Source organism: Serratia sp. MYb239 (assembly GCF_002966855.1).
Classification (GTDB): domain Bacteria; phylum Pseudomonadota; class Gammaproteobacteria; order Enterobacterales; family Enterobacteriaceae; genus Serratia_B; species Serratia_B rhizosphaerae.
Map to the genome: position 1 here is coordinate 538,224 of NZ_CP023268.1, position 25,305 is coordinate 563,528.

19 protein-coding genes and 1 pseudogene are annotated in these 25,305 nt (G+C 57.8%); 11 read left to right on the forward strand and 9 right to left on the reverse strand.

Features of this window, described 5'->3' with window-relative positions:
• The first annotated feature begins 459 nt into the window (after nt 1-459).
• The 3 genes from CLM71_RS02535 (at nt 460) to licT (ending at nt 3,717) form a co-directional block, all read left to right on the forward strand.
• Nucleotides 460-1,248: a histidine phosphatase family protein gene (locus CLM71_RS02535; protein WP_105229606.1), complete on the forward strand. Its 789-nt coding sequence runs from the start codon at nt 460-462 to the stop codon at nt 1,246-1,248.
• Between the two features lie 90 nt (nt 1,249-1,338).
• Nucleotides 1,339-2,685, forward strand: coding sequence for an OprD family outer membrane porin (locus CLM71_RS02540; RefSeq protein ID WP_105229607.1), 1,347 nt, complete (start codon nt 1,339-1,341; stop codon nt 2,683-2,685).
• 186 nt (nt 2,686-2,871) lie between these two features.
• Nucleotides 2,872-3,717, forward strand: a complete 846-nt coding sequence (gene licT, locus CLM71_RS02545) for a BglG family transcription antiterminator LicT (protein ID WP_105229608.1) — start codon at nt 2,872-2,874, stop codon at nt 3,715-3,717.
• A gap of 170 nt (nt 3,718-3,887) precedes the next feature.
• Here the strand turns inward: licT and CLM71_RS02550 are convergent, their stop codons facing one another.
• The gene (locus CLM71_RS02550) at nt 3,888-4,685 is read right to left on the reverse strand and encodes an APH(3') family aminoglycoside O-phosphotransferase (protein WP_105229609.1); all 798 of its coding nucleotides are present in this window, start codon (nt 4,683-4,685) and stop codon (nt 3,888-3,890) included.
• 196 nt (nt 4,686-4,881) lie between these two features.
• On the opposite strand from CLM71_RS02550, the gene CLM71_RS02555 reads away from it, so the two are divergent.
• The 6 genes and pseudogenes from CLM71_RS02555 to CLM71_RS24405 all read left to right on the forward strand — a co-directional run.
• Nucleotides 4,882-5,412 (forward strand): type IV secretion protein Rhs, encoded by a 531-nt coding sequence (locus tag CLM71_RS02555; protein ID WP_105229610.1) that lies wholly within the window; start codon nt 4,882-4,884, stop codon nt 5,410-5,412.
• Nucleotides 5,413-5,441: 29 nt separating this feature from the next.
• Nucleotides 5,442-5,855 carry a putative T6SS immunity periplasmic lipoprotein gene (locus tag CLM71_RS02560; RefSeq protein ID WP_234008609.1) on the forward strand — a complete coding sequence of 138 codons (414 nt, stop codon included), beginning with the start codon at nt 5,442-5,444 and terminating at the stop codon, nt 5,853-5,855.
• 429 nt (nt 5,856-6,284) lie between these two features.
• Nucleotides 6,285-6,737 carry a DcrB-related protein gene (locus CLM71_RS02565; protein ID WP_105229612.1) on the forward strand — a complete coding sequence of 151 codons (453 nt, stop codon included), beginning with the start codon at nt 6,285-6,287 and terminating at the stop codon, nt 6,735-6,737.
• A 13-nt stretch (nt 6,738-6,750) separates the two neighbouring features.
• On the forward strand, nt 6,751-10,992 hold the full coding sequence (locus CLM71_RS02570) for an RHS repeat-associated core domain-containing protein (protein WP_105229613.1): 4,242 nt from the start codon (nt 6,751-6,753) through the stop codon (nt 10,990-10,992).
• A 1-nt stretch (nt 10,993) separates the two neighbouring features.
• A complete protein-coding gene (locus tag CLM71_RS02575) occupies nt 10,994-11,242 on the forward strand; it encodes a hypothetical protein (RefSeq protein ID WP_105229614.1) in 249 nt (82 codons plus the stop codon).
• Nucleotides 11,243-11,316: 74 nt separating this feature from the next.
• Nucleotides 11,317-11,671, forward strand: a pseudogene (locus CLM71_RS24405) (RHS repeat-associated core domain-containing protein); the annotation flags it as partial.
• 141 nt (nt 11,672-11,812) lie between these two features.
• Here CLM71_RS24405 and CLM71_RS02585 read toward each other — a convergent pair.
• On the reverse strand, nt 11,813-12,817 hold the full coding sequence (locus tag CLM71_RS02585; RefSeq protein ID WP_105229615.1) for an acyltransferase: 1,005 nt from the start codon (nt 12,815-12,817) through the stop codon (nt 11,813-11,815).
• A 581-nt stretch (nt 12,818-13,398) separates the two neighbouring features.
• Here CLM71_RS02585 and CLM71_RS24085 point away from each other — a divergent pair.
• A complete protein-coding gene (locus tag CLM71_RS24085; protein ID WP_199776395.1) occupies nt 13,399-13,572 on the forward strand; it encodes a hypothetical protein in 174 nt (57 codons plus the stop codon).
• Nucleotides 13,573-13,618: 46 nt separating this feature from the next.
• Here the strand turns inward: CLM71_RS24085 and CLM71_RS02595 are convergent, their stop codons facing one another.
• The 3 genes from CLM71_RS02595 to CLM71_RS02605 form a co-directional block, all read right to left on the reverse strand.
• Nucleotides 13,619-15,205 (reverse strand): ShlB/FhaC/HecB family hemolysin secretion/activation protein, encoded by a 1,587-nt coding sequence (locus tag CLM71_RS02595; protein ID WP_158684778.1) that lies wholly within the window; start codon nt 15,203-15,205, stop codon nt 13,619-13,621.
• Nucleotides 15,206-15,414: 209 nt separating this feature from the next.
• Nucleotides 15,415-17,547, reverse strand: coding sequence for a filamentous hemagglutinin N-terminal domain-containing protein (locus CLM71_RS02600; protein ID WP_105229618.1), 2,133 nt, complete (start codon nt 17,545-17,547; stop codon nt 15,415-15,417).
• A 335-nt stretch (nt 17,548-17,882) separates the two neighbouring features.
• The gene (locus CLM71_RS02605; RefSeq protein WP_105233200.1) at nt 17,883-18,653 is read right to left on the reverse strand and encodes a helix-turn-helix domain-containing protein; all 771 of its coding nucleotides are present in this window, start codon (nt 18,651-18,653) and stop codon (nt 17,883-17,885) included.
• A gap of 102 nt (nt 18,654-18,755) precedes the next feature.
• Between CLM71_RS02605 and CLM71_RS02610 the strand changes: the two genes are divergently transcribed.
• Entirely contained in the window at nt 18,756-19,928 is a 1,173-nt protein-coding gene (locus CLM71_RS02610) for an MFS transporter (protein WP_105229619.1), read from the forward strand.
• Here CLM71_RS02610 and CLM71_RS02615 read toward each other — a convergent pair.
• The 4 genes from CLM71_RS02615 to CLM71_RS02630 all read right to left on the reverse strand — a co-directional run bounded on the left by CLM71_RS02615 (nt 19,925) and on the right by CLM71_RS02630 (nt 25,109).
• The gene (locus tag CLM71_RS02615; protein WP_105229620.1) at nt 19,925-21,523 is read right to left on the reverse strand and encodes an ABC transporter substrate-binding protein; all 1,599 of its coding nucleotides are present in this window, start codon (nt 21,521-21,523) and stop codon (nt 19,925-19,927) included. The two genes, CLM71_RS02610 and CLM71_RS02615, sit on opposite strands and share 4 nt — an antisense overlap.
• 150 nt (nt 21,524-21,673) lie before the next feature.
• Entirely contained in the window at nt 21,674-22,630 is a 957-nt protein-coding gene (gene yjiA, locus CLM71_RS02620) for a GTPase (RefSeq protein WP_105229621.1), read from the reverse strand.
• 23 nt (nt 22,631-22,653) lie between these two features.
• A complete protein-coding gene (locus CLM71_RS02625; RefSeq protein WP_015670749.1) occupies nt 22,654-22,857 on the reverse strand; it encodes a YbdD/YjiX family protein in 204 nt (67 codons plus the stop codon).
• 80 nt (nt 22,858-22,937) lie between these two features.
• A complete protein-coding gene (locus tag CLM71_RS02630; protein ID WP_105229622.1) occupies nt 22,938-25,109 on the reverse strand; it encodes a carbon starvation CstA family protein in 2,172 nt (723 codons plus the stop codon).
• Nucleotides 25,110-25,305 lie beyond the last annotated feature (196 nt).

Consider the following 25,305-nt stretch of genomic DNA (forward strand, 5'->3'; position numbering starts at 1 on the left):
TACCCCCGACGGCGTCAGGCGTCCAGCGTGTAAACGACTATTCTGTGATGGGGATCAAGATATCATCGTGGCCGAATGCCGATAACCTATTTATTTATAGAAATGTCCGATATTTCTCTGAGTGTCAGCGATAAGGTTAATTACTTTGTTTTCTCGGCTTGATGGCACTGATAAATAACCATTCTTCTAATGCGTTATTTTTATGCGAGCCGTTAGTCAGGCGGAAATGATATGAGAACGATCACATTTCAGCAGGTATAAAATAAAAATGGCGTGTTATTTTATTCTGCTTGGTGTTAACGTTCCGCCTGTTGGATTGTTACTGTACCTTACAGGCAAAACCTACGCCGGATAGCGAAAGCCGTTTGCATAACAGCAACGGTATTTCGGCTATCCGGCGTAGGTTTTTTTGTTTCTGCTCTGCATCAGGGAAAACTTTCATCAGGAAGGAATTAAAAAATGAAAAAATGGTTAGCAGCACTAATATTATGCACCAGCACGGCGGTTGGCGCGGCGGAAAATACGCCGCCGCAGGCCGACGAGGCGATCTCCATCTATTTCGCCCGCCATGGAAAAACGCTGTTTAATACCTTTGACCGCGTACAGGGATGGGCGGACTCACCGCTGACCGAGGACGGCATCCGCGTGGCGCGCTATCTGGGCGAAGGGCTGAAAGGCATCAAATTCGACAGTTATTACTCCAGCGACGCCGGCCGTCAGCGTGAAACCATGGCGGTTATTTTACGCCAGGCAGGGGTAAAAGATTACCAGCTAACCGAGCTGCCTGGCCTGCGCGAGGCCTTCTTCGGCGGCTTTGAGGGCGGCTGGAATAAAGATATGGCGGACGCCGGCGCGCGGCAGTTGGGGATGAAAGACGGCGGCGAGCTGTTCAGCAAAATGAAGGCGGGCGAGCTGACGCAGGATAAGAGCCAGAACGCGCTGGCGGCGGCAGACCCGAAAGGGATGGCGGAAAATTATCAGCAGGTGAAGCAGAGAACGCAGGCGGCGCTGCGCACTATTGTCGATAATGCCAAAGCACGCGGTGATAAAAACGTGCTGGCGATTTCCTCCGGCACCTCGATGCAGATTATGATTTCTGATTTGACCGAGGATCCGGCTAAGAATAAACCGTTGTCGAACGCCGCGGTGGTTAAAGTGGTGTATCAGAACGGCAAATATACGGTGCCGGAAATTGGCTCCATGAAATATGTTGAAGCCGGCAAACAGGCGCTCGATAAAAATAAATAACCATAAAACCTATTAAACATTACATGGACGAATAGGCCAGGGTAAATAACCCTGGCCGGGATCGCTACGATCATTTTCTGGGGATTAATGATGAAAATTAATTTATTAACCATCGCGTTAGCGACGTGGGTTATTCCCGCCTGCGCCTGGTCATCTTCAACCGACGTGCGTATTCAGGAAAAGGATGCTATTGACCAGGTACTGGCAGACCCCTTTTTTACCCAGTCACAGATGACGCTGTCGCTGAAAAATTACTGGAAATATCTGAAGGAAGACAATACCGAACCGAAAAAAGTGCATAACGCCTGGGGGCAGGGCGTGGCCGTGGACTATCAGTCCGGCTATTTTGCCGATGTGATTGGCGTGGATGTGGTGTATTACGGCGCGGTGAAACTGGGCGCCAGCGACTATTTTAATACGCGCGGCGTGCTGTACAACAACGGCAGTGGTAATGATAAAGGCAATGCCGAAGGGTATAGCAAATTTGGCCAGCGCAACCTCAAACTCAGGTACGTGCTCGGCGACGTAGGGTTACATGCCCGCTGGGGCTGGCAGGTGATGAAAAATGTCGGCGTGATCTCTACCTCCACGCGTCTGTCGCCGACCACCTATTCAGGCTGGCTGGGGGCCGTCGACTATGACGGGTTAACCCTGCGCGGCGCGTATATCGAAAGCTCAATGGACCGCAATTCGCCGGATAAAAAACGCTTTCAGACCAACACCGGTAAATACATTAACCATATTGCCAGCGGCGACCTGTCATGGAAAAGCAAACGGTGGGACCTGAAATACGGCTACGGGGAAAGCGAAAATTATCTGCAGCGCCACATCCTGCAGGCGCATGTTATGCCAGCAGAACGCTTAAAGCTCGGCGCGCAAATCTATGACACCCATGCGCTGGAGGAATATAAAGCGATGCCGGCCAGCAAGCGTGATTTCGATAATCACGCGCGCCATTATACGTTGGAAGCTGGCTGGCGGGCGGATAATTGGAGCACCCAATGGGGGCTGGGTTATACCGACGCTAAAAAAGAGCATCAGGTGGGGTTTTATCCGCGCCACATGAGTAAAAACTCCCGCGGTACTTTCGGCTCGATGGCGTATGCCGGTGATGACTACATGCGTGACGGCGAGGTGATGCTGGCGAATATCTCGGACTATAAGCTGACGCCAAATTTTGCGGTAGGCCTGGCGGGCAATATCGGCCAGTTTAATTATAAAGGCAACCACGTGCGCACCGGGGAAATCAGCGCCTTTACCCGCTGGACGCCTTCTCAGATGCCGCTGAAGAACCTGACCGTCTGGACCATGTTCGGGCCGGGCTGGTCGTATAAAGCCAGCGGTAAAACGCCGGTGCTGAATGATGACGGCCGCTATATGCGATCCCACACCCTCTCTTCCGAGGTGATTATCGAATACAAATTTAAACTGCTCTGATCCCGGTATGGCGACGCCGTCCCGCGTCGTTTTTATTCGCGATCCCGCTCACGTTTCTCCCGTTGCAAGCGCCCCCGGGCGGGGGAAAATGGTAGATTGCAGACGTGGATTGTTACTGCTAAACGCAGGCAAAACCTGATTTCCCGGCCTTCGTCGGGGTCAGGTTTTTTTGTTTCCGGGGTTCAGATGAAAATCGCCAAAATACTTAATAATAATGTGGTGGTGGTTCTGGGTGAGCATCAGCGTGAGCAGGTGGTGATGGGGCGCGGGCTGGCGTTCCAGAAGCGCGTAGGCGACCCGTTGGATGCCGCTCTGATTGAAAAAGTGTTCGCGCTGCAGAGCGATGAGCTGGTCAGCCGGCTGGGCGAGCTGCTCAGCCAGATTCCGCTGGAGGTGATGACCGCCTGCGACCGTATTATCGAGCTGGCGCGCGCGCGTCTGGGGAAGCTGCAGGAAAGCCTGTATATCACCCTGACCGACCACTGCCACTACGCCATTGAACGGCAAAAGAGCGGGCTGGCGATCAAGAACGCGCTGCTGTGGGAAACCAAACGCCTCTATCCCAGGGAGTTTGAGCTGGGCCAGGAAGCGCGGGCCATCATCGCCCGGCGGCTCGGCGTGGAGCTGGACGAGGACGAGGCCGGTTTTATTGCCCTGCATCTGGTCACCGCGCAGCTAAACAGCGCGATGCCGGAGGTGATGCACGTGACTCGGGTGATGCAGGAGATCCTGCAGCTGGTGAAGTACCAGCTGCGGCTGGAGTATGATGAAGAGTCGCTCAGCTACCAGCGCTTTGTCACCCACCTGAAGTTTTTCGCCCAGCGCATGCTGACGCGCACCGTGGTGCCGGACGACGACGTCACCCTGCACGGGGCGGTGAAGGACAACTACGCCAAAGCCTGGAAGTGCGCGGAGAAAATTGCGCAGCACCTGCGCAGCGGCTATCAGCGCGATCTGACGACGGAAGAGATTATGTTCCTGACTATCCATATCGAGCGGGTACGCAAAGAGGGCAACAAGCGAACAGGGTGATTTACCTTGCCGATGCCGTTGTAGTTGTAAAACGCATAGCGGAATCATTTTGCACCGTTAATGATTAGAACTGCTCCTCATCATCTTGCGGCTGGGCATCCCGCATCTTCTTTTTGCCGTTTTATACGGCTTGCTGGCAACCAGGCTTAACCATCGTGTTTGCCGCCGTTTCAGAAAAACTCATCCAGCAGCCGGTAATAATCCAGGCGCGCTTCATCCGGCACGATGCCATACGCGCGGAAAAACGGCGCCACCCAGACGCTGCCCAGGTTGTAGTCGATGCTGCGCGACGCCAGGGCCAGATCCTGATAGCGGTCGGCATAGCCCAGATGGCCGCAGTCGATATAGCCGCTAAAGCGATCGCCGTCCGCCATCAGGTTAGGCAGGCACGGGTCACCGTGGGTCACCACTATATCTTCCGCCTCCGGCGCGGGGCGTCCGGCTAGCAACGTTGCGAACAGCTCGGCGGCGGATTTGCCCTGTCGGCTGGGGTCGAAGTCCGACTCGTCCACCAGGCCGCTCTGCAGGCGCTGCTGCGCCTGTGGGATCAGTACGCTCAGGCGTTGATCGAACGGACAGGCGTGATAAGGCAAGTCATGCAACTGTCGCAGCGCCTGCGCCATGATGGCGACCACCCGTTCAGGCGGCAGCAACGGCTCAGAGGCCAGATCCCGCCCCGGCAGGGCGCTCATCAGCAGCCAGTGATGCTCGGCGTGGCGGGTAAATTCCACCACCGCAGGTACCGCCAGCCCCTGCTGGCCCATCCAGCTCAGCTTTTCCACCTCGGCCGGCAGCCCGCTAAACGCATCGGCCCGTTCCGATTTTAAAAACAGGTCCTCGCCGTGCCGCCGCCGCAGGCGGAAGACGTCCGCATCAGAGCGGCCGATATGCTGCCGCTCAAGGTAGCCCTGTTCCAGCAGCGGCTGCCAGGCCGGGGGGAAGAGCGGGATATTTGGGGTGTCCGCCATGCGAAATTTCCTGTTTATCCTGACTGAGGTTGACTCATTCCTGAATGCGGTAGTATCAGGGATGCGAGTAAATAGTAGTTGCTAATATTATGAAATGTGGAGTCATATGATAATAAAAAATATTGTTTGATATTTTTCATCATGTTTATGACTCCATCATTAATCATTGAAAATAACGATAAGGAAAGTCGTAAAGATGAAGAAAGAAGGAAGTCTGAGACTACTGACGCCAGGGGAAATTGGATTGGCCAGAAGCGTATTTGGCGGCTCAATTGTTTACAGCAAAGTGTGGGTACATCATGATAGTTACCTTCCGTTTGGTCTGCAGCATCGCAATGCAGCAATGGCACCTAACGGTGAGTTGTACTTCAGGGACTGGTATGCCGATGATTTTTCCAAGAAGGATTATCGTTATAACCATCTGTTTATCCATGAAATGGCTCATGTCTGGCAGTTTCAGAAGGGGATGTGGGTTAAGGTCAGAGGGTTATATAGCTGGTTGGCGCGCTATTCCTATGAGCTGGACGGAAACCGGATGTTAAAGCATTACCCTATGGAGCAGCAGGCGCAGATTATTGCAGACTATTATGTTTTTTCAGCAATGGGGTATGCTCGCTGGAGAAACTCGCGAGGGAAAGAGGTTACTTACTCGGGTAAAGATTATGTTGATGCCAAAATAGTGAAAGAAAAATATAAAAAAGTGTTGGCTGGCTTTCCTTATAAGTAAGGGTAAAAGAAATGAGTTATAGATTAATATTGACGATCGCCGGCATCAGTTTACTCAGTGGTTGTTTCGGCGACCGGCTGGACCGGCGTTATGTGCCTGACTTACCGATAGAGGCTTCACTGCGCGCCAATCAAGACGTTTGTATTTATCCGCCGCAAAAAGATGGCGAGCTGCAGGATACGCTGCTCATCACGGATGGTGCGGAAGACAAGCTGCTGGAGGTGGGCGGGCGGGCATTGGCACAGGGACTCTGCGTTACTCCGCATGACTACCGCTTTCAGGCCGGCCGTCTTTATAGCATGAGGCTGAACTTTGTGCCTGAAGAGCCGCGCCGGCAGCTGCAGGATCGCTATGCACGGGCTTTTGTCGCCAGGTTTAAGATCATCGAGCAAAACGGGCAGCGGCGGCTTGATAATCTGCCTGTTGAAAATGGGAAGCCGTGAAGATACCTCTCCTGAGGCTTGGTGGCAAAAAGGGTGAGTAGGACATGGAAACCCCCGTGTCCTGCTATTGTTGTTGCCTTCTCGCTTTTATTCCATTGTGTTGACCAATCCCGAATTGGCATTCTTGTCCTACATTTGCTCAATCTGTTTTATCTGGTGAAGTATTCTCAGGCGTTTTAATTATCAAACTTGCCGTTGACTCTCATCTTTAACTGACCTGATCCCGGCAGCTGATGATGAAAATTTATCTTCGGATAATTTATCGTTATTTATAAGAATAATTCTTGATACTGGCATGTTCTCTATATACACCAACGTCATTTATCTCGGTTGTTTCTTACACAAACAATCAGAAAGCCTAACCAATATTTCCATCTGCGGCGGCTTATGTCATTCTTTGCCTCCTGTTGAGTAAAAGGACCTTGCGTAATGCCTGATTTCTCCCGTTGCGCCTTTACCGAAGGCAGCGTCAAGCTGCCTGAAGGCTACCGCGATCGCAGCGTTAACGTGCTGTTGGCCGGGGATGACATCTCCCCCTCTTTAAATATTTCCCGCGATGAACTGCTGGCGGACGAGACGCTGGCGGACTATGTGACGCGCCAGCTGGCGACGCTGGCCGACGGCCTGAAAGGCTGGGTGCAGAAAAGCCGTGAACCGGCGACGCTGGGTAATGGCGTCCTGAGCGGCGAGTGCGTGCATGCCAGCTATATGCGTGACGGCAAGCGCATCTGGCAGCGTCAGGCGGTGTTTGCCCTGCCGCAGGGGCAGGTATTGGTGTTCACGCTGGCGCAGCCGCGCAAGCTGACGGCGCAGGACGAGGCGTTGCTGCAACAGGTATTGGCGAGTTATCAGCCGGCGGCGGATGCCGCCTCACGGGCGTAAAAGGAGCAGGAACATGGGTGAAGCAGCGCGCGTCGGGGACAGCATCGGCCATTCCCACGCGCTGGCAGGGATGATTGGCGGCACGCTTATCGGCGGCCTGATTGCCGCCGCCGGGGCGGTGGCGGCGGGCGCCCTGTTTGTCGCCGGGCTGGCGGCCTCCTGCGTGGGCGTCGGCGTGCTGCTGATTGGCGCCAGCCTGGCGGTGGGCTACCTCTCCGGCGAGCTGGCGACCCAGGCGCGCGACGGCATTGCCGCCGCCGGCGCCGGCAGTTTGTCGCCCAGGGGCACGATACTGACCGGATCTGGCAACGTGTTCATCAACGGCAAACCGGCGGCCATCGCCACCGTCAGCCGCGTCGCCTGCGAGGACGACGGCCCGAGCATGCAGATGGCGCAGGGCTCGGACAAGGTGTTTATCAACGGTTATCCGGCGGTGCGCAGCGGCGACAAGACCAACTGCGACGCGCAGGTGATGGCCGGCTCGCCCGATGTGCGCATCGGCGGCGGCACCGTCACCACGCTGCCCATCAAGCCGGAAGTGCCCGACTGGCTGTATAAAATCTCCGACCTGACGCTGCTGTTTGCCGGCCTGATAGGCGGCGTCGGCGGTGCGGCCAGCAAGCTGGGGGCGCTCGGACGCATGCTCAGCAAGGCGCCGGGCATCAACAAACTGGGCCGCGTCGCCTGCCGCGCCGGCGCGCTGATGACCGCCACCGCGGCGACGGGCATTATCGCCCGGCCGCTGGACGTGGTCAGCGGCCAGAAATTTCTCGACGGCGACGACGAGCTGGACTTTGTGCTGCCGTCGCGCCTGCCGGTGGCGTGGCAGCGCTACTGGCGCAGCGGCAACCCGGCTGAAGGCGCACTGGGGCGCGGCTGGAGTCTGTTCTGGGAGAGCAGCCTGCAGACCTGGCAGGAAGGGCTGGTGTGGCGCGCGCCGTCCGGCGACTACGTCGCCTTCCCGAGGGTGCCGCGCGGCCACAAGACCTACTGCGAAGCGGAAAAATGCTGGCTGATGCACAACGCCGACGGCAGCTGGCAGGTGTTCGACGTCAGTGAACAGGCGTGGCACTATCCGCGTCTGGAGGCGCAGCAGCCGAGCCGGCTGAGCATGATGACCGATGCGGTCGGCAACGCCACCTCGCTGTTCTACAACGACGCGGGGCAGCTGAGCGAGCTGGTGGACAGTGCCGGGCTGCGTCTGGCCTGCCGCTACCTGACGACGGCCGGCGGCGCGGTGCGGCTGGCGGCGGTAGCGTGGCAAAACGGCCAGGACACACAGGTGCTGGCGAGCTACGAGTACGACGACGACGGGCAATTGGTCACCGTCCGCAACCGTGCTGGTGAGATGACGCGGCGCTTTGGCTGGCAGGACGGGCTGATGGTCAGCCATCAGGACCAGAACGGCCTGCTGAACGAATACCGCTGGCAGGAGATTGACGGCCTGCCGCGGGTGGTCGCCTACCGCAACAGCGCCGGCGAGCAGCTGGATATCCATTACGATGTTGCCAGCGGGACGCGCCGGGCGGTGCGTGACGACGGCAAACAGGCGCTGTGGCAGCTGGACGATGACGACAACGTCGCGCAGTTCACCGACTATGACGGCCGCCGCTACGGGCTTATCTACGACGCGCGCGGCGAACTGTGCAGCGTGGTGCTGCCGGGCGGCGCGCAGCGCCAGAGCGAGTGGGACGCGTACGGCCGCATGCTGAGCGAGACCGACCCGCTGGGCCGCACCACCACCTATCAGTATTCCCGCAACAGCGGCCGTCTGTTCTCGGTCACCTATCCCGACGGCAGCCAGGCGTTTCAGCACTGGGATGCGCAGGGGCGGCTCGGCAAACAGACGGACGCGCAGGGCCATGTCACGCGCTACCACTATCCCGACGATGAAGAGAGCCTGCCGGACTGCATCACCGACGCGCTGGGCGGTGAGGTGCGGCTGACCTGGAACGCGCAGGGGCAGCTGACGCGCCATACCGACTGTTCCGGCAGCGTCACCGCCTACAGCTATGACGCGCTGGGCCAGCTGACGCACCGCACCGATGCGGAAGGGCTGCTGACCCGCTACCGCTGGGACGCCGCCGGCCGGCTGCAACAGCTGCTCCACCCGGACGGCAGCGAAGAGCAGTTTGGCTGGAACGCGCAGGGCCAGCTGGCCGCACACCGGGACCCGCTCGGCAGCGAGACGCGCTGGCAGTACAACCCGCTGGGCCAGCCGGTCAGCATCACCGACCGCATCAGCCGCACGCGGCGCTACCACTACGGGCCGCGCGGCTGGCTGACGCGGCTGGAGAACGGCAACGACGCCGACTACCAGTTCAGCTACGACGCGGCGGGCCGCCTGCAGGTGGAGCAGCGGCCGGACGGGCTGCGGCGTTACTACCATTACGGCGCCGACGGGCTGCCGACGATGCTGCTGGAGACCGGCGCGCAGGCCGCCGACGGCACACAGGCGGAGCGCCGGCAGCACTTCCGCTTCGATGAGGCGGGCCAGCTGACGGCGCGTACCACCGACAGCGCCGAATGGCGCTACGGCTATGACGCCGGCGGGCGGCTGACGACGCTGACGCGCACGCCGACCGCCGCCGGCGCGGCGCTGGGCATCGAGCCGGACAGTATCCGGCTGCGTTACGACAACGCCGGTAACCTGCTGAGCGAGCAGGGCGTTAACGGCGAACTGCAGTATCAGTGGGACGCGCTGGGCAACCTGCTGGCGCTGACGCTGCCGCAGGGCGACCGGTTGCAGTGGCTCTATTACGGCTCCGGCCACGCCAGCGCCATCAAGTTCAATCAGCAGCTGGTGAGCGAGTTCAGCCGCGACCGGCTGCACCGGGAGACCGGACGTACGCAGGGGGCGCTGCACCAGCGGCGGCAGTACGACGCGCTGGGCCGCCGTAGCTGGCAGAGCAGCGGTTTCAGCCACGGGCAGCTGACGAAACCGGAAGACGGCGTACTGTGGCGGGTGTACCACTACAGCGGCCGCGGCGAGATAGCCGGCGTCGACGACGCGCTGCGCGGAGAAATCCGCTACGGCTACGATGCGGAAGGACGCCTGCTGCAGCACCGCGAGGCGCAGCAGGGCAAGCCGGGCCACCGTCTGCAGTACGACATGGCGGATAACCTGCTGGGCGCGCAGAGCGCCAGCCGCACGCTGGAGGAGCAGTTGCCGCCGGCGCCGCTGGGAGACAACCGGCTGACGCACTGGCAGCAGCTGTTCTACCGTTACGACGCCTGGGGCAACCTGATAAGCCGGCGCAACGGGCTGTACGAGCAGCACTATGTCTACGATGCGGACAACCGGCTGACGGCGGCGCACGGCCGTGGCCCGCAGGGCGAGTTCCGGGCGCAGTATCACTACGATGCGCTGGGCAGGCGCACGCGCAAGCAGGTGGACTACAAGGGCAAGGCGGCGCAGAGCACGCGTTTCCTGTGGCAGGGCTACCGGCTGTTGCAGGAGCAGCGGGACGATGGCACGCGCCGCAGCTGGAGCTACGAGCCGGACAGCCCGTGGACGCCGCTGGCGGCCATCGAGCAGGCGGGGGAGAGCCGGCAGGCGGATATCTTCTGGCTGCACAGCGAGCAGAACGGCGCGCCGCTGGAGGTGACGGACGGCGAGGGCGGGCTGCGCTGGTCGGGGGATTACGACACCTTCGGCAGGCTGAAGGGACAGACGGCGGCGGGCATCATGCAGCGCCGGGGAGCAGCCTATGAGCAGCCGCTGCGCTACGCCGGGCAGTACCAGGATAGCGAGAGCGGGCTACACTATAATTTGTTCCGCTACTATGAGCCGGAGGTAGGTCGCTTTACTACCCAGGACCCGATAGGGCTGCAGGGTGGGCTGAACCTGTATCAGTATGCACCTAATCCGTATGGGTGGGTGGATCCGCTGGGGTTGAGTAAGTGTGGGAGCTTTACAAAGAATCCTGACGACATCCATTTCATGCAAAGTTCAATCAAGAATCAAACGGGCGAGTATACCGTTCTTAGTAACGCAGCGGCTCTTAAAAACGGTACTCTTAAGCCTACTGATTTACCGGCAATTAAGATCTGGCAAGACTCGAGTGGAAAATTATGGACTCTGGACCACCGGAGACTTGCCGCATTCAAGCTGTCAGGGCTGAAAGAAGTACCGGTTCAGTGGGCTACGGAGAAGGAAATTGCCGGTCAAATGTGGAAGATGACCACAAAAACTGAAGGGAAAAGTATCATTCTTAAAATGGGTGATGGTATTAAGAAAGTTATAGGTGGTTGAAATGTTGGATGATTTATTACCAGTTAGCAGTAAAGATGGACTTGTTAAACTTGTATTGGCTCTGGCGAAAGATCTTAAAGACAACCCAGATGAATGGGAAAATAAAGATCTCAGCTCTTATCTTGAAGCTATAGCTTCATGGATAGAAGATATGGATGGGTATTATGAAAATACTAACCAGCCGTTACCAAAGGATACGAACTGGAAAGTTCTTGCAGATATTTTAATGGCTGCAAAGGTCTACGAATAATAAAAGCCGGAAGGATCTTCCCGATTCTTCCGGCTTTTTGTTTTAGCCATCTGTTGTCTGCTCCGTCGTCAGGATCAGGCACGCGCCGAAGCTGGAGCTACGAGCCGGACAGCCCGTGGACGCCGCTGGAGGTGACGGACGCCGGGGGGGCAGCTGTGCTGGTCGGGCAATTACGACACCTTCGGCAAACTGCAGGGGCAGACGGCGGCGGGCATCATGCAGCGCCGGGGTGTAGTTTATGAACAACCGCTGCGCTATGCCGGGCAATACCAGGATAACGAGAGCGGGCTGCACTATAATCTGTTCCGCTACTACGAGCCGGAAGTGGGGCGCTTCACCACCCAGGATCCGATAGGGTTGCAGGGCGGGCTGAACCTGTACCAGTATGCGCCGAACCTAGCAGGGAAGATACGCCCCGCAGGAGTGAGTTCTATAAACCTGTCAGAGACAAAACGCTCAAGCATTCAGTCTGGAGCTAGAAGCCCTGCTGTATTGCAGGCTTGGTTTTCAGGAGGATAGCAGCACGTCAGGGAAACTCCCCCTTTAGAGATGTAAAGGGGGAGGAAGGGGTTAAGAAAGGGGTTGCGTACCGTTCTTCAACTGACTTTTTCTTTTCTTGAAAAAGTTGATGGTTGGCAGCTCAATCATCTTATGCGAAATGATACCGACGATTAAGGACAAGATAACGGCACCAGATATTGTTACTACAGGAGGAAGGTGCAACATCTTATTGGCAACCACATACACAGCATTGATTGATAGAATATGGGTTAAGTATGCAGCGTAAGAGGAGTTGCCCAGCAGCACTAAGAAATCCACTTTGCGGAACTGACGTTCCAGTGCAACCGTGCCAATAAAAATAATGGCTGCAGGGAGGCCCCACAAGAGCACTCTGTCGAAGCCTGTGCCGTCTATCTCGTATCCTGGAATTGTGCACAAAAGCCCAGCGCCTAGAGCAATAAGCAGTAATGATAGTGCTTTTCCTGGCATTCTTTCTGGTTTATAAAGGAATTTATAGATGGCCATTCCCATAATGAACTCTAGAACTATTGCTGACTTTATAAATGGGATGTTAAATATTTGGCCAATGGTCAGTAGCAGTAATATTAAAGCCGATGAGGTCCAGAATAGATCTCGCTTGAGGAACAGGCCTATGGCGAACATAAAATAGAAATAAAACTCAAAGGTTAATGACCATGCAACAATATTAACCAGCCCTCCATTAACCGGAAGTGGCAAGAGACTGATAGACTTAAATATAGATGGCGTCTGACTGGCATGAGAGTTAACTAACTCTGGATATAGCATAAAAATTGCCAAATATGGGGTTAACAGTATAAGATATGTGGGATATATCCTGATTAATCTACTTTTAAGAAATGAAATAACTTCGGTGTTTTTATCTGAAATATAGATGATAATAAAACCAGAAATTACAAAAAAAAGATCCACCCCAGATGCCCCCATGTATATATGATATGGAATATCACCGTTTAGGAGCATTTTTTTTGTAATATGTAAAAGAATAACAAGGAAACAGGCAATGGCCCGAAGGTACTGCAAAGATATAATCATTATTAAAACCCAACCGTTTATGTTTTATTAACTATAGTTCATTGATTGATATTATCGCTGGGCCCGGATCTTTGCTATAAGGGTGGTTTTTTTGTATTTACAGTTTTTTTGTGTCAAGGGAAAGAATACAAACAGTTTTAACATGAAAAATAAAGCACTATAAATTAGCCACTTAACATCATTACCCCTACTACTGCCGTGACATCTTATCTTATAAAAATTAAAATAAATTAGCGTATGAATAATGGAAAAAATCTTAAAAATTATCCTTTATTTTCAGATTATTCCCTATCCGTGGGCACAGGAAAAGACAAACGGCATAGGAGCTGAGCTAGTGTTATTCAACATGAGTTATTACGGGAAATAGACCGATGTCAGGAAGGAGTGAGATTTCACTTGTTTCTGATTGCAGTACCGGGAGTAGAAAAACCGCCCTCAGCGAAGGCGGTATGCGAAGCCGTGCAGCGCAAGCCGGCGCATGCCGTCAGCAGCGCAAGCCGGCGCATGCCGTCAGCGGCGCTGGCCGGCGTCTTTGTAGCTCAGGTAACTGCGCTGGGTAGCGATATGGTCGGCAATGTATTTTGCATCGTGCCAGACGCCCCAGAGTGGGGGAAATTCAGGGCGCCGGCGCTGCAGTTTGCCGAAGAGAAAGCCAGCCGCCGGCGCTGGTGGCGACCCACGGCGAGATTGATGAACTGCTGGAGAAAACCAAACGCGCGGTGGACCGCACCGCCCGCGATCTGGGGCTGCTGTAACGCCAAACGGCCGCCGGCGTGGATACGCCGGCGGCATAACCGCGCTTTAGAACTGCCACTGCAGGGTGAAGCCGAGGTTGACCGGGCTGGTGTCGAATCCTTTGGGTTTGGCAAGCGGCGCGCCGACAAAGGCGTCGTAGCCGATCCGGCCGATCCTTCCCCTGAGGCCGAGCACGCCGCCCGCCAGATTCCCGCGGGAAAAATCGTTGTTGCCACCGCTCACCCGGCCGTAATCCAGCCCCATATATAGCTGCTGGTTATAGTTGGGCAAGTTCAGGTTCAGGTCGTTGCGCAGCACGTAGCCCCGATTTGCGGAAAGATTATACTCGCCGTCAAAACCACGCACCGTCCAGCGGTTGCCGATGCTGAACTGATCCTGCGTCGCCAGGCGATCGCGGCTGTGCTGCTGCTGATAGCGCGGTTGGTAGCTCATTGACTGCCCGAGCAAAATAAACGGGACTGAGGCGCTGATATCCAGATTGACGGCGCGGCTGTGCGGGCTGGCGGCGGCCTGCGGTTTGGCGCCGAACCAGGAGGTATTACGCTGGTAGCTGACCATCGCGTCGACGATGGAACGGCCGATATAGTGGCGGTGATTCAGCCTGACGATCGCTTTGGTGACCTTGCGCTCCCGGATAGTCAGCCTGATGTCATTGATAAAATAACTGGCGTCATTTTTTAACAGCTGGATGCTGGCCGTCGTTTTCTGGCTGGCGTTGCGGTACAGCAGGCGGTTGACCTTCAGGCTCAGATTGCGGCTTTTGCCCTGGTACTGCAGGTCGGCCCAGGTGCCGTTGAGCCGCTGAAGATATTCACTGTGGCTGGCGTACATATCCAGTGACCAAAAGCCGTAGGGCACCGAGTAGTACAGCGAGCTGTTTTTGGAGTTGCGCCATTTCTGCCACGCCAGATCGCGGCCAAAGGAGACATAGAACAGATCGTTCAGTGAGGTCGGGTTATCCAGATAGAGCGCCAGGCCGCCCTGATAGCGTCCGGTATAGCGGCTGCCGGCGTCGTCGAACCAGCCGCCAATCCGCCAGAATGAAGGTTGGCTGCGTGCGATCTCAATATCGGTTTCCCCTGCGCGGTCCCCGGGGCGGAGGATCACGTTGGCGTCGGCGCCGGGAATGCGCTGGATATTCTCCAGCCCCTGTTCAATCGCGCGCAAATCCAGAATATCGCCTTGATGGCCGGGGAAGGTGGTGTACAGGTTGGCGTATTTATCGCTGTTTTCGCTGAAGGAAATGTTGCCAATCACGCCGGGTAAAATGGTCAGCGTCAGCACGCCGGCGTTGAGATCTTGCCGGGGCACCACCACGCGGGTGGTGATGTAGCCGTGGCGGATTAATTTGTTCTGGATGGCGTTGGCCAGCGTACGGACCCCCTGGATGCCGAGGCATTGTCCTTCAGCCTGAGCGGTTAGTTTGCGCAGCGGCAGCCAGTGCGGAATCTTGTCGTCTTTATTGAGAATAACCTGCGACACAGCGAAACAGTTGGCTTCGCGGGGAAACGTTATTTTCGCGCTTTTTTCTGCGCCGCTGTCGGCCGCGCGGACATCTTTCCCCTGCGTTTCCAGCTGGCTGTAGCGCGCCCTTTCTTGTTCTTGCTGGTGGCTGGCCTGTTGTTCAATCAACCGCCCGCTTTCTGCGCCTTGAACGAGGGGAATAAAAAATACCAATAGCAGGGAAGCGGAAAAGTGAACGCGCATGTTGGTTAATATCCTTATCGTGCTTTTTGGCATCCGTTAGCCGTTTATCGGGCTGTAGCCGGGAAAAATAGCGGCAGTGTTGGTTGATGACGCTCCTGAGACGGCCCCCGAAGAGGCCGCCTGCGTTGGCAGGGTTACTGCTTGTTGATGGTGATGGTGCCGTTAACGGTACCGTTGTTGGTGAAGGAACCAGGCTTGCCCAGCATCAGTTCAACGCCGGCCGGGCTGTCTACCAGCGCGTTTCTCTGGTTGGCGAAGCTGCGGCTGTTAATGATGGTTTTACCGTTGGCGGACGCCAGAGTGCCGTAGTTATAAACGGCGCCTTTCTCGGCGTTAATACGGATGTCTTCTTGTGCGCTCAGCGTGCCTTGGTGGCTATAGCCGACGGCCAGCGTCAGCGTTGCCTCACCGCCGGCGTTGATCGTGCCTTTGGTGTTGCTGACGGAGCGGGCGTCAATCACCACGTCTTCAGCCGCGTTGATCGTGCCGTTGTTGTTATTGAGGCTTGAGGTGGTCACCAGGACGCTGCCATTGCTTTCGATCAGGCCGTTGGCGTTGCTCAGCGAGGATGAGGTATGGGTGATGATATTGCCGTTGGAGACCACTTTCCCGTTGTTGTTGTTGATGGAGCTGGCGACCAGCGTCATGCCGCCCTTGCCGCTGAACAGCCCTGCTTCGTCGGTGTTTCTGGCATTGTTGGTGTTGGTAATACTGCTGCCGTTGGCGTTGATGTTCAGGTGGTTGTCGGCCATGATGCGCCCGGCATGGTTATTGACGCCGAGGCTGCTGATCGACACGTCGTTACCGCCGCGAATCACGCCGGACTGGTTGGTTAGCGAACGCCGGTTGGTGTTAATGGTGACGTTCTCGGTGGATTGAATTAAGCCGGCGTTATTCGTCAGCGTACCGACATCCAGATTCAGTTCACAACAGGATTCGATGGTGCCGCGGGTATTGGTCAGCGTGTAACCGGCGGTGTGAATATCAACGCCGCCCATATCACTCTTGATAAGCCCTTCGGTATTGTTCAGACCGCGCGAGGAAATAGCCACGCCGTTGAAGCCGTGGATGACGCCGCCGGCGTTGTTTAACGTTCTGCTGAAGCCGTAATGGTAAGGGGCATTGCGCATATTGACGGCACCCTGACTGTGTATATTGCCGTATCTGTTGTCGATATCACCACTGACGATATTGATATCACCGTCTGCCAGCAGTTCGCCGCCGCTGTTGCTCAGTTTGCTTTTGGCCAGATCGATGTTGATATTTTTGCCGGCGCTGATCACGCCGTTCGCGGTGTTGTTTAATGTACGACCGTGCGCATAGTAATAACCGCCGTTGCGGTTGCGCCCCTGCGTCGTGTCAATATTGACGTCGTGGTGTGCGGAGATGGTGCCTTTATTTTCCAGCACGCCGTCGGTGGTGATATTGACGTCGCTTGCCATGGCGCCGATGGTGCCGGCGTTACGCACCCCGACGCCGTAATCGGTGCTGACCAGGGTGATTTTATTGGCGTACATCCCGCCTAACTTGGCGACGTCGATGGCGATTGACGGCCTGCTGCCGCCCGCCGTCAGTTCGTTAATCTGCGTGTTGTCCGCATTGACGTTGTTGCGGCCGGCGGTGATCTTCAGATCTTTGGCGACGATATTGGCGTTAATCTGTACGGCGCGCGCGATAATATCGGTGTAGTCGGCATCGCCGGTATTCAGGCCGTCGCCGTTGATGATGACGCTGCCTTTCTCCACGGTATAGCCCAGCAGCGTGCCGTTGGCGACCTGTGCTTTACCGGTGGTCAGGGTTGCGCGATCGGCGTTGATAAAGCCGCAGCCGCTGCAGCTGATGCCCGATGGGTTGGCGACAATCACCTGCGCTTTGTCGCCGGCGACTTCGATCAGGCCGTTCAGCTGGCTGGCGCGGGTGGAGTTGACTTCGTTCAGGATAATGGATGCGGAACCGCCGGCCAGATTGGCGTTACCGGCGATATTGCCGGCCAGGTGCGAGGTTGAGCCGGTGGCGCTGTTATTGAGCACTACGCCGCCCCGGTCTACGTCGAATTCCGAGTAGATGTTGTGGGAAACGCCGCCTTTGCCTGCGGTATTGATGTCGATAACGGTACTGCCGTTGGCGCCGGCGCTGACGGAAGGGCCACCGTTCATCGGTGCCGACGGGGTGATGGCCGCGTGGGCGACCGCGCCCCAGGAGAGCAGGCTCAGAAAACAAATGGGAGAGAGTTTGGCGATCAGCTGGTTTTTTTCTTTTCTGTTCATTTAAAGTATTCCTTTCCTTAATTGGGCGCTAGATATCCATATACAATCAAAATAAATTGATTGATATATTTTAATGAAATTGATTTTTGATTTATTTTGCCTGTTCGACTTAGGCATGAATATTGTATCAGCGGACACTGAGGGTGTAACTGAGCGGTAAATAAACAGGATTTTTCTGTTGTTTAATTGAGGGGGGAGGGAGTTTATTCTGGTGTGCGAAATGATTTTTATTATTAATAAATATATAGGTAATTTATTTTTATTATTTTTTATTTTAGTTTTGGTTATTAATTGATATAGCCAAGATAAATTTTGGCAGTCGCGTGCCGGGATATTCACGATTCCCGCATGGCCATATAGGCGCGCGGCGGGCTGCCGGTCATATTCCTGAAGAAGGTGGCAAAGGCGCTGTCGCTGGTGAAGGCCAGCCGGGCGGCGACGTCGCACTGGCGATGTCCTGCGGCCAGCAGTTCGATCGCGGTAATCAGCCGCCATTGCTGCCGCCACTGCTGGTAACTCAGCCCGGTCTCCCGCCGGAAAATGCGGCTGATGGTCTTTTCCGAGGCGCCGCTGTAACGCGCCAGTTCGTGCAGCGGCGGCAGGGTTTCCAGGCCGGCCAGATGGCGCAGACGCCGGTCGGCGGGCAGCGGCAGCAGCGTCAGTTCCCGCGGCGCCTGCGCGATCTCATCCAGACAGACCGCCAGAATATTGGCGGTGGGGCCATGTCGCCAGTCGGTGTCGAAAGCGGCGAGGGCGATGCGCTCCAGCGCCGCGCGCAGCAGCGGCGTGGCCGTCAGCACCGTCAGTCCTTCCGGCAGGCCGGGATAAGGCGCAGTGTCGAGGTATACCGAACGGTAGCCGACGACGCCGCTGACCTGTACGCGGTGCACCACCCGCGGCGGGATCCAGGCAATGCGCGCCGGCGGTAGCATACAGATGCTGTTATTCAGCGTAATGCGCATGCAGCCCTGTTGGCTGAACAGCAATTGTCCCATGGCGTGTTGGTGTGGGCCGGAATCGTGCCGTGCCAGCTCGGCGGCAATGCCCAGTACGCTATTATCGAGCTCGTCGGGATCGAAATGATCCTGGGCGCTGAGCCATGTCATCATCTTGTCCGATTTTATCAATTTTTTGTCTTTTATATTGTAATGGCCGCCGGTGCGAAGATGCTAGTTTGTCCCCCTGTTTTGAGGGAAGGGATAGAGGCGATGCAACGCAAACTGACGTTGACACTGGCAACCGTGATGATGATGTTCCCCCAACTGGCGGAGACGATTTACAGCCCGGCGCTGACGCACATCGCCACCGGGTTTCAGGTGAGCGCGGAAATCGCAGCGCAAACCCTGTCGTGTTATTTCTTCGCTTTTGCATTCGGGGTGGTGGTGTGGGGGCGCCTGTGCGACCTGATCGGGCGTCGGCCCACCCTGCTGGCTGGGCTGGCGTTATACCTGTTGGCTTCGCTGGCGGCGCTGTGCAGCGGCAGTTTCAGTATGCTGCTGGCGGCGCGGATAGTGGCGGCTTTTGGCGCGGCGGTCGGGTCGGTTGGTACCCAGACCGCCATCCGCGATCGTTTCGACGGCGAGCAACTGGCGCGGGTATTTTCGCTGATGGGGATCGCAATGGCGCTCAGCCCGGCGCTCGGCGTGTTGAGCGGTTCGCTGTTGAGCCATTACTGGGGTTATCAGGGGGTGTTCGTTGGCCTGGCGCTGCTGGCGGCGCTGCTGCTGGCCTATGCCGCCTGGCGGCTGCCGGAAACCCGGCCGCAACGGCTGGCGCCGCCGGCCTTCTGCGCCACGCTGGGGCGCATGGTGCAAGACGCCGACATCTGGCGCAGCGCGCTGCTGGTGGCGCTGTTTAATATCTGTATGTTCAGTTACTACCAGCTGGCGCCGTTCCGCTTTGCGGCGCTGGGGATCCCCGCGCCGTGGTTCGGCTACAGCGGTCTGCTGCTGGCGGCTGGGGTGGGCATCGGTGCGGCGATCAACAAGCGGCTGCTTACCGCCGGCTGGCGTTTTGGCGCGCTGCTGACGCTGGCGTGCGCGCTATCGCTGGGCGGCGGCGTGCTGGTGTGGCTGCTGGAAGAGACGCGCGGGTTCGCGCTGCCGATGCTGCTGGTGGTGATGGCGTACGGTATCGCCATTCCCAATATTCTGGCGCGCGCGCTGCGCAACTATAAGGCATGTATGGGGACTGCCGGTGCGCTTCTCGGCCTGATGTACTACCTGATGCTGGGGGCGGGGCTGACGCTGGCCGGGCTGGCGCAGCGGCCGGGCGTGGTGCTGACGCTCGGCAGCCTGTGTGCGCTGGGGCTGGCGTGGCGCGTTTGTTCGGCGAACGGCAAACAGGGCGAGGGAGCGCCTCGCCCTGAACGGTGCGATTAATTCAGCTTCGCTTTGGAGAAATCACTGCCGTTGACGTCCACCACGTAGCCGCTGAGGTTGTTGCGGGTGGCGTAAAACACCTTGCCGTTCGCCAGCGGCAGCCATGGCGCCTGTTTGGCAAACACTTCCTGCGCCTGCTGGTAGAGCTTGCCGCGCTCTGCCGGGGTGTTGACCGCAATGGCCTGCTTGATCAGCGAGTCATACGACTTGTCGCACCAGCGGGCGACGTTGGCGCCGCTCTGCACGCCGTCGCAGCCCAGCAGGGTGGCGAAGTTGTCCGGGTCGCCGTTATCCGATACCCAGCCGTACAGCGCGCTGTGCTGCTCGCCCTTGCGCAGCCCGGCCAGATACTGGCCCCATTCCCAGGTGACGATTTTGGCTTTGACGCCCACCTGCGCCCAGTCGCTCTGAATCATCTCGGCGATGCGGCGCGAGTTGGGGTTATAGGGGCGGGCGACCGGCATTGACCAGATATCGGTGGTGAAACCTTTCTCCAGCCCGGCCTGCTTCAGCAGTTCGCGCGCTTTTTGCGGGTTGTATTCATAGCCCGGTAGCTTATCGTTGTAGCCCAGCATGCCCGGCGGCAGCAGCGAACTGGCCGGTGAGCCGCTCTCTTTAAATACCGCAGCGACGATGGCTTTTTTATCCACCGCATAGCTCAGCGCCTGGCGCACCAGCAGGTTATCAAACGGCTTTTTGGCGGTGTTGAACGCCAGATAGCCGACGTTCAGCCCGTCGATGCTGTGCAGCTGCAGGTTCTTGTCGCGTTTAATCGCGTCGAACTGCTCGGGCAGCGGCGCCGGGATAATCTGGCATTCGTTGGTTTTCAGCTTCGACAGCCGGGTTTGCGCGTCCGGGGTGATGGAGAAAATCAGGTGCTTGCTGGCTACCTCGCCCTGCCAGTAGTGCGGGTTGGCGATGTAGCGGATCAGCGAGTCCTGTTTGTACTGCTGCAGCGCGTAAGGGCCGGTGCCGATCGGCCAGTTGTCGACATTCTCCGGCGTGCCTTTCTTCATCATCGCATCAGCGTATTCCGCCGACAGGATCGAGGCGAAGTCCATCGTCCAGTCGGCGAGGAACGCCGCGTTGGGCTGGGTCAGAGTAAAGCGCACGTGATAGTCGTCCAGCGCCTCGACCTTGGCGATCAGCTTATCCAGCCCCAGATCGGTGAAGTACTCGTAGTTACCGCCGGACACCTTGTGGTATGGGTGGTTGGGGTCTTTCTGGCGCATTACCGTAAACACCACGTCTTCGGCGTTAAAGTCGCGGCTGGGGGTAAAGAATTTATTGCGGTTGAACTTCACCCCTTTGCGCAGGGTGAAGGTGTAGGTCTTGCCGTCCGGGCTGATGGTCCAGTCGGTGGCCAGCGAGGGGGCAGGCGTTTTGTCACTGCCGCGCAGCGTCACCAGGCGGTTGTACAGCATCTGCGAGGTGGCGATAAAGGTCGGCCCGGAGGTGGACAGCTGCGGGTTGAATGATTCCGGCGAGGCCACGGTGCAGTAAATCAGCGTATCAGAGGCGGCCAGCGCGTTATTGGCCGACAGCAGGCCGGCGCCCGCCAGCAACAGGCCCAGGGTTGTTCGTTTTAATGGCATACAGGTGATGATCCTCTGAGTGATGACTGCCGGTGCGCATCGGCACACGGCTGCAAAATAAGGGCGGCGCGTCAGCGCGCCACTCCATGATTAAAGTACTCAGATCGAGGATTCGTCAAAGCCTGTTTGCGGCGACGGCGGTTTTATTGCTCAGCTCAGGGCGGCAAAGCGTGCGCGGATCTCCGCTTCCGGCAGGTCGATGCCGATAAACACCAGTGTGCTCTGGCGCGGCTCATCCGGCTGCCAGTCGCGGTCCCAGTCGGCGTTGTACAGCCGCTGCACGCCCTGAAACAGCAGGCGGCGCGGCTCGTCTTTGATCGACAAAATGCCTTTGTAGCGCAGCAGATTGTCGGCAAACTGCAGCAGCAGTTCCTCCATCACCGTGGAGATCTGCGCCAGCTCCAGCGGCGGCTGGTGGTAGAGCACGATCGAGTGAATGCTGTTCTGCGGCTCCGCGATGCGGCGGAACACCGGCGTGCTCAGGTTCAGCCTGTCATTAAGCACGAAGCCCTCAATATCAAACAGCACCTTGAGATCGATATCGCCGTGCAGCGCCTTGTGCACCGGGGCGCGGGCGTTGATACGCTGCAGGCGCCGGATCAGCGCCTCGCTGTCGCCGGCGACGTCGGTTTTGCTCAGCAGAATACGGTCGGCATAGCCCACCTGCGACTGTGCGATGCTGTATTTATCCAGCTGCTGTTCGGCATGCACCGCATCCACCAGCGTGATGATGCCGTCCAGCAGAAAACGTTCGCAGATCGCCGGGTGGGTGAAGAAGGTCTGGGCGATCGGGCCGGGGTCCGCCATGCCGGTGCATTCGATAATCAGCCGGTCGAAGGTCAGCTCGCCGCGGTCAATGCCGTCCAGCAGGTCGAGCAGCGCGTCCTCCAGTTCATTGGCGCGGCTGCAGCAGATGCAGCCGTTGCTCAGCGTGGTGATGCGGCTGGCGCGATCGCCGATCAGCGCGTGGTCGATCGGCACTTCGCCGAATTCGTTTTCAATCACCGCGATGCGATAGCCGTGGTCGGCATGCAGGATATGGCGTAACAGGGTGGTTTTACCGGCGCCCAAAAAGCCGGTCAGAATGGTGACTGCGATGGGTTTCATTGCGGATCCTTAATGCTCGGGGCCTAGCAGCAGCGCATGCCGCCTTTACCGTCGCCGCCGTAGCGCGCTTGCTGGCGCTCGCGGAAGAATTCTTTATAGCTCATCACCGGCTTATCCGGGTGGTTGTCCTGCATATGCTGGACGTAGGTGTCGTAGTCCGGTACGCCGACCAGCATCCGCGCCGCCTGTCCCAGATATTTTCCCGCCTGACCAAGATTGCCGAACATAGGTGTACTCCCGGAAAACGTGGTTAACGGGCGCCGCACGCAGCGCCCGTGACTCACTCTATTATGCAGGCAAATTGCCGTTAATGCTGGGGTGAAACTTTGACCTCGCCCTCAGAGTTGGACGCCGTCTGTTCCGGCACCGGCACGTAAGGGGCTTCCTGGTCGCTGCGCTGCGGGTTTTTGCGCGCCGCCAGCGCGGTTTTTATCCCGTAGAAGATAATGGCGTACACCACCAGCAGGAACAGAATGCTCAGGCCGGCGTTGGTGTAGTTGTTCACCACGATATGCTGCATATTGGCGATCTGCTGCGGGCTCAGGTCGCCGCCGGCGGCAATTTTCTGTTTGTACTCGTTGGCGAGATAGAAGAAGCCTTCCAACTGCGGGTTATCGCTCAGCAGCTTCAGCCCCAGCGCATAGGTGGTGCAGATCAGCAGCCACACCGCCGGCAGCACCGTCACCCAGATGTAGCGGGTGCGCTTCATCTTGATCAGCACCACGGTGCCGAGCACCAGCGCCACCGCGGCCAGCATCTGGTTGGAGATGCCGAACAGCGGCCACAGGCTTTTCACGCCGCCGAGCGGGTCGACCACCCCCTGATACAGCAGGTAGCCCCACAGGCCGACGCAGCCGGCGGTGCCGATAATGCCGGCCACCAGCGAGTCGGTTTTTTTCAGGAACGGCACGAAGTTGCCCAGCAGATCCTGCAGCATAAAGCGGCCGGAGCGGGTGCCGGCGTCCAGCGCGGTCAGGATAAACAGCGCCTCAAACAAAATGCCGAAGTGATACCAGAAGCCCATATCCGCCGCCGGCATGATCTTGTGGAACACGTGGGCGATGCCCACCGCCAGCGTCGGTGCGCCGCCGGCGCGGTTCAGCACCGACGGTTCGCCGATGTCTTTCGCGGTTTGCAGGATCTGCTCCGGGCTGATGACAAAGCCCCATGAACTGACGGTGGCGGCGGCGTGCACCGTCACATCCTTCAGCTGCGCCATAATCAGCGGCGCGTTATCGCCCCCCAGTTCGTGCAGGTTCGGCATGGTAATGCCCAGCGCCGCCGGCGGGGTATTCATGGCGAAGTACAGGCCCGGTTCGATAATCGATGCCGCCACCAGCGCCATGATCGCCACGAAGGATTCCATCAGCATCGCGCCGTAGCCGATGAAACGCGCGTCGGTTTCACAGGCCAGCAGCTTCGGCGTGGTGCCGGAGGCGATCAGCGCGTGGAAGCCGGAGACCGCGCCGCAGGCGATGGTGATAAACAGGAATGGGAACAGCGAGCCTTTCCACACCGGGCCGGTGCCGTCGACAAACTGGGTGACCGCCGGCATTTTCAGATCCGGGTTCAGGATCACGATGCCGATCGCCAGCCCGACGATCACGCCGATTTTCAGGAAGGTCGCCAGGTAGTCGCGCGGCGCCAGAATCAGCCACACCGGCAGCAGGGCGGAGATAAACGCGTAGCCGATCAGCGTGTAAGTGATGGTGGTGTCTTTAAAGGTCAGCGCCGGGCCCCAGTACGGATCGTGGGCGATCACGCCGCCGAACCAGATGGACGCCAGCAGCAGCACGATGCCGATCACCGACACCTCGCCGACGCGGCCGGGGCGCAGGAAGCGCATATAGATCCCCATAAACAGCGCGATCGGCACGGTGGAGCAGACGGTGAACACGCCCCACGGGCTTTCCGCCAGCGCTTTCACCACGATCAGCGCCAGCACCGCCAGAATGATGATCATAATCAGGAAGCAGCCGAACAGCGCGATGGTGCCCGGCACCGGGCCCATCTCCTTCTTGATGATCTCGCCGAGCGACGCGCCGTTACGGCGTGAGGAGATAAACAGCACCATAAAGTCCTGCACCGCCCCCGCCAGCACCACGCCGCCGAGCAGCCACAGCGTGCCCGGCAGGTAGCCGACCTGCGCCGCCAGCACCGGGCCAACCAGCGGGCCGGCGCCGGCAATGGCGGCGAAGTGGTGGCCGAACAGCACGTTTCTGTTGGTCGGCACATAGTTCAGGCCGTCGTTATTCACCACCGCCGGGGTGGCGCGGCCGGCGTCCAGCTTCATCACCTTGGTGGCGATATACAGGCTGTAGTAACGGTAGGCCACCAGATACACCGCGATCGAGGCGACGATGATCCACAGTGCGCTGATGTGTTCGCCGCGCCGCAGCGCCACCACGCCGAGACAGGACGCGCCGAGTACCCCCAGCAGCATCCATGGGAGATGTTTGAAAATCCCCGTTTGTTTCATGAGATATTCCTTATTCCAGTCTGCAAAAAATGTGTAAAAGCATCCGCTTATAGATTTTTAGGGTGCGGATGTGGTCAGGTACGTCTTCCCCGGTAATAAGGGGCAGGTTTAGGAACAGCTCATCATCGCGCGCGGCGTAAAGCGATGGCAGATGAAATTGGCCGAGCGGTGCGATAGCCCGCCGAGCGGTTGAAAT

Bases quoted from the DNA above. Each gene is read 5' to 3' on its own strand.
- CLM71_RS02630 (WP_105229622.1), bottom strand. From the start codon at position 25,109: ATGAAACAAACGGGGATTTTCAAACATCTCCCATGGATGCTGCTGGGG.
- CLM71_RS02535 (WP_105229606.1), top strand. From the start codon at position 460: ATGAAAAAATGGTTAGCAGCACTAATATTATGCACCAGCACGGCGGTT.
- CLM71_RS02625 (WP_015670749.1), bottom strand. From the start codon at position 22,857: ATGTTCGGCAATCTTGGTCAGGCGGGAAAATATCTGGGACAGGCGGCG.
- licT (WP_105229608.1), top strand. From the start codon at position 2,872: ATGAAAATCGCCAAAATACTTAATAATAATGTGGTGGTGGTTCTGGGT.
- CLM71_RS02555 (WP_105229610.1), top strand. From the start codon at position 4,882: ATGAAGAAAGAAGGAAGTCTGAGACTACTGACGCCAGGGGAAATTGGA.
- CLM71_RS02585 (WP_105229615.1), bottom strand. From the start codon at position 12,817: ATGATTATATCTTTGCAGTACCTTCGGGCCATTGCCTGTTTCCTTGTT.
- yjiA (WP_105229621.1), bottom strand. From the start codon at position 22,630: ATGAAACCCATCGCAGTCACCATTCTGACCGGCTTTTTGGGCGCCGGT.
- CLM71_RS02540 (WP_105229607.1), top strand. From the start codon at position 1,339: ATGAAAATTAATTTATTAACCATCGCGTTAGCGACGTGGGTTATTCCC.
- CLM71_RS02575 (WP_105229614.1), top strand. From the start codon at position 10,994: ATGTTGGATGATTTATTACCAGTTAGCAGTAAAGATGGACTTGTTAAA.
- CLM71_RS02565 (WP_105229612.1), top strand. From the start codon at position 6,285: ATGCCTGATTTCTCCCGTTGCGCCTTTACCGAAGGCAGCGTCAAGCTG.
- CLM71_RS02615 (WP_105229620.1), bottom strand. From the start codon at position 21,523: ATGCCATTAAAACGAACAACCCTGGGCCTGTTGCTGGCGGGCGCCGGC.
- CLM71_RS02600 (WP_105229618.1), bottom strand. From the start codon at position 17,547: ATGAACAGAAAAGAAAAAAACCAGCTGATCGCCAAACTCTCTCCCATT.
- CLM71_RS02570 (WP_105229613.1), top strand. From the start codon at position 6,751: ATGGGTGAAGCAGCGCGCGTCGGGGACAGCATCGGCCATTCCCACGCG.
- CLM71_RS02610 (WP_105229619.1), top strand. From the start codon at position 18,756: ATGCAACGCAAACTGACGTTGACACTGGCAACCGTGATGATGATGTTC.
- CLM71_RS02605 (WP_105233200.1), bottom strand. From the start codon at position 18,653: ATGACATGGCTCAGCGCCCAGGATCATTTCGATCCCGACGAGCTCGAT.
- CLM71_RS02550 (WP_105229609.1), bottom strand. From the start codon at position 4,685: ATGGCGGACACCCCAAATATCCCGCTCTTCCCCCCGGCCTGGCAGCCG.